Source organism: Bradyrhizobium sp. (genome assembly GCF_049586575.1).
GTDB lineage: Bacteria > Pseudomonadota > Alphaproteobacteria > Rhizobiales > Xanthobacteraceae > Bradyrhizobium.
Genome location: NZ_JBAVCF010000307.1, coordinates 1 through 2,896, shown reverse-complemented (window position 1 = coordinate 2,896; position 2,896 = coordinate 1). Strand labels below are relative to the sequence as shown.

The following is a 2,896-nucleotide window of genomic DNA, read 5'->3' as shown; positions in this document are numbered from 1 at the left end:
CTTATAGACTGTCATTTTAGGTTCCTCCTCTTTGATCCTCGAAGCTATCTCCGAGTGATTGGTTATATGTCGCCCTGCTGTGCGGTCTCTTCGTTTCTTGGGTTCAAGATCGTATCTGTGATAACTGCGAGCAGCAGCACCACGCCTTTAATGAGGTTTTGCCCAGCGTAAGGGATGTTCATAATCGTCATCCCGTTCAGCATCGTTCCGATCAACAGCGTGCCGATAATGACGTTCACGACGCCGCCGCGACCTCCTGATAGCCCTATCCCGCCGAGGACCACCACGAGGATTACGTCGTAAATCAGGGTCGAATTGAAAATACGGGTCGGCATCGAGTTGACGGAAGCCGCCATGACAAGGCCGGCGAAATAGCCGATCAGCGCTGCAAGAACATACTGAAGGACAATGATCGGTCGCGACGGAATGCCGGTTACGCGAGCAGCAAAAGGATTGTCTCCGATCGCGTAAATGTAGGCGCCCCACCTTGTCTGCCGCAGCAGAATGAAGACGACGACACAAGCAATCGCGAACATAACGATCGCGGTCGGGATGCCTAGAATGGTCCCCTGCCCCAGTTTCTCGAATCCCGCCATACCCTCGCTCCACTGCACGACGTCCAGTTGGAACAAGGCGGCCTGACCGAGGCCAGCCAGAAAAATGCCCGTCGCCAAGGTTGCAAACAGCGATGGCACCTCGGCGTAGGCAATAAGCCATCCATTGACGAGACCAAAGCCGATCGCAAGCGCGCCAGCTGCGACGAGCGCGCTGGGCAGCGAATGACCATTCTGCACCATTTGCAAGACAACGCCAGGCGGAACGGCAAGTGCTGCGATAAGCGAGATATCAATGCCGCGACCGATCACGACAATTGCCATTGCGAGCCCGAGAATGCCCAGAACTGAAACGTTTTGCAGCAGCGTCAGCATATTTTCCGGGCTAAAAAACCCCGGCAGAAAAATAGCAAACGCCAAAAACAGAACGACAAATACCGCGAAGACGATCTCTTGTTGAGTGAACCGAAAACGCTTCATCTATCTTTAACCTCGCAAAAGAAGACCGCGATACAGTACCCGCGAACCGGCCTAGCGGTCAATTTGTCGAACGACGTAGGTTTGAGGGAGCGACGCGAGAATGTCGGTGAGCTTCTGCAATGAATGTTTATCGATCGTATGGATCGACAGACGAACGACCGTATTGAGTCTTTCGTCCTTGTCCACTTCGACCGTATATCGGGCTTTTTCACCGAATAGCGCATAGACTTCCAACCGTACCCGCTCCTGAATAGCGAGGTCCCGAAGAGCGGGCTTGAATATCTTTCCGACGGCTGTAACCGGCAGGGACTCCAGCAAGACAATCTGCTTTGGTTTTGCAGGCGGCTCGTTGATTCTCTCGTCGACGTGAGCGCGCAACTGGTTGATGTCGATTGTCTCGCCCGGCGACGGCACCACAAACAGGATAGGTACTTCGCCGGCATAGGCGTCCGGCATCCCAACCGCAGAACTCATTTGAACGCCGGGAAACTCGTTAGCGACATCCTCAATTGCGGCGGGGTCAATATTGTGCCCACTTCGCACGATGATATCCTTTTCGCGACCGGTGAGCACCAAGCGTTGGTCGTCCGTCAGGTAACCAACGTCGCCGGTTATCAGCCAGCCATCGTCGGTGAGGAGGCCACGGTTGTGCTTCGGATCCACGTAACCTGGAAACACTTGGGGGCCTTTAACGACGACGAGTCCGCTTGTCATGGTGGGGCAATTCTGCATCTTCTCATGGTCCGCGAGACTTACAATCCGGGTCGTAGCAAAAGGTGCTCTGAATCCTACGCTCCCCTGCAATGGCTGACCACGCCCGGGGTTGAAGGCAATCGCCGCAGCGGTCTCGGTCATGCCGTAGGTCTCATACAGAGTGATCCCGGTTCGGGATTTAAAACGATCGCTAACCGCCTTCGGGCATATCGAGCCACCCGTCAGACCCATACGGACTGATCGAATGTCGGCGCTACCGATGGGAAGCTCCGCAAGCGCAGCAATCGAAGTCGGTACGCCGCTTACGATCGTAACCTGCAGCGCGGCAACGATATTCCAATAATTTCGGATCGCCTCCTTGCTTCGAAGGCTGTAGGCAGACGGAATGACAATGTGACCGCCCGCGGCCAGCACCGACAGACCGGTGGTTATTGTGCCGCCTACATGGAACAATGGAAAGCCGTTTATAGCGACGTCCCGCTCGTCAACCCCGTGGACCTGCGCAAAGCTCCAGGCCGCATGAATTTGATTGCCATGCGTCAGGCGGACGAGTTTTGGGCGTCCGGTCGTGCCTCCGGTGTGGAATAGCGCGCAAACACCGGAGCGATCGGTAGTGGGAGAAAATGTTAGCTCGTCGCCCTGCGCGGCAAGTTCGGCGCTCAGATTCCGGTACTTGCCTCCCATCGCCGCGTTCCCGCCCGCCACTAGAACAGCTTGAATGGATGGTATCCTTTCAACAACCGCATTTGCCTTCTTCCAGAGCACCGGGTCGTTATCTTCGGACGGCACTACCAGAACGGACGCATTTTCAGCTGCCAGAAGGTCCGCAATCGCGTCTTCGCTGAGGAGGTAGTTAATTGAACTGGCGACGCCGGCCACCTGAGCCCCCAGCAGAGCCGCCGGGATCTGCGGAAGCGCCGTACACAGAAATGCAATCGTCCCAGAGTTTGACGTGACGTCAAGCGTGGTCCGAAACAAGTTGGCGGCACGAGCAATCTCCTGCCGCAATTCGATATGCGTGTATCTGACCGCAGTGGCCGGATCGCCGTCAGAAAGAACCGTCAATGCCGGTCGATCAGGATAGAGCTCAGCCGTCGCGACGAAGAGCTCATACAGATTGCGCGCCGGGATTAGCGTCTCATATGGCT

2 protein-coding genes are annotated in these 2,896 nt (G+C 55.9%); both read right to left on the bottom strand.

Translation table 11 applies throughout. The features are described 5' to 3' along the window. Positions 1 to 62 precede the first annotated feature (62 nt). Positions 63 to 1,034, bottom strand: a complete 972-nt coding sequence (locus WB528_RS11930; RefSeq protein WP_423888619.1) for an ABC transporter permease — start codon at positions 1,032 to 1,034, stop codon at positions 63 to 65. Between the two features lie 51 nt (positions 1,035 to 1,085). After that, positions 1,086 to 2,896: AMP-binding protein (locus WB528_RS11925; RefSeq protein WP_423888618.1), on the bottom strand; the 1,811-nt coding region annotated here is incomplete at its 5' end.

What these genes read in the sequence shown, in the direction of transcription:
- WB528_RS11930 (WP_423888619.1), bottom strand. Translation starts at nt 1,034, where the DNA reads ATGAAGCGTTTTCGGTTCACTCAACAAGAGATCGTCTTCGCGGTATTT.